The organism is Chroococcidiopsis sp. TS-821 (genome assembly GCF_002939305.1).
GTDB lineage: Bacteria > Cyanobacteriota > Cyanobacteriia > Cyanobacteriales > Chroococcidiopsidaceae > Chroogloeocystis.
In genome coordinates this window covers 1-994 of the sequence record NZ_MVDI01000026.1, presented here as the reverse complement: position 1 = coordinate 994, position 994 = coordinate 1, and the positions used below count along the sequence as shown (strand labels likewise).

The following is a 994-nucleotide window of genomic DNA, read 5'->3' as shown; positions in this document are numbered from 1 at the left end:
TTTTGCAACTGGGTAACATCAACAGACAACCGGCTATACGTAGGCTGGTTTGGCGTACTGATGATCCCAACACTGTTAGCAGCAACAACCTGCTTCATCATCGCCTTCATCGCCGCACCGCCAGTAGACATTGATGGCATCCGCGAGCCAGTAGCGGGGTCATTGCTGTACGGCAACAACATCATCACCGGGGCAGTCGTACCATCATCGAACGCGATTGGATTGCACTTCTACCCGATTTGGGAAGCAGCATCACTCGATGAGTGGCTATACAACGGCGGACCGTATCAGTTAGTAATCTTCCACTTCTTGATTGGGGTATTTTGCTACATGGGACGCGAGTGGGAATTATCCTACCGCTTAGGAATGCGTCCCTGGATTGCAGTAGCGTACTCTGCACCAGTAGCAGCAGCGACAGCAGTATTCTTGATCTACCCAATCGGACAAGGTTCGTTCAGCGATGGCATGCCCTTGGGCATCAGCGGGACGTTCAACTTCATGTTAGTGTTCCAAGCGGAGCACAACATCCTGATGCACCCGTTCCACCAGTTAGGAGTAGCCGGAGTCTTCGGTGGAGCGCTATTCAGCGCGATGCACGGGTCGCTAGTCACCAGCTCGCTAGTGCGCGAAACAACCGAAAGTGAAAGCCAGAACTACGGCTACAAGTTCGGACAAGAAGAAGAGACCTACAACATCGTAGCAGCACACGGTTACTTTGGACGGTTAATCTTCCAATACGCCAGCTTCAACAACAGCCGCAGCTTGCACTTCTTCCTCGCAGCGTGGCCAGTGATTGGCATCTGGTTCACGGCATTGGGCATCAGCACGATGGCGTTCAACCTCAACGGCTTCAACTTCAACCAGTCAGTGATTGACTCGCAGGGTCGGGTGATTGGCACCTGGGCGGACGTGCTCAACCGCGCCAACTTGGGCATGGAAGTGATGCACGAGCGCAACGCGCACAACTTCCCCCTCGACTTAGCTGCTGGCGACG

1 protein-coding gene is annotated in these 994 nt (G+C 53.9%); it reads left to right on the top strand.

Features of this window, described 5'->3' with window-relative positions; translation table 11 throughout:
- On the top strand, positions 1–994 hold a 994-nt coding region (gene psbA, locus B1A85_RS23300; RefSeq protein ID WP_104549097.1), incomplete at both ends, for a photosystem II q(b) protein.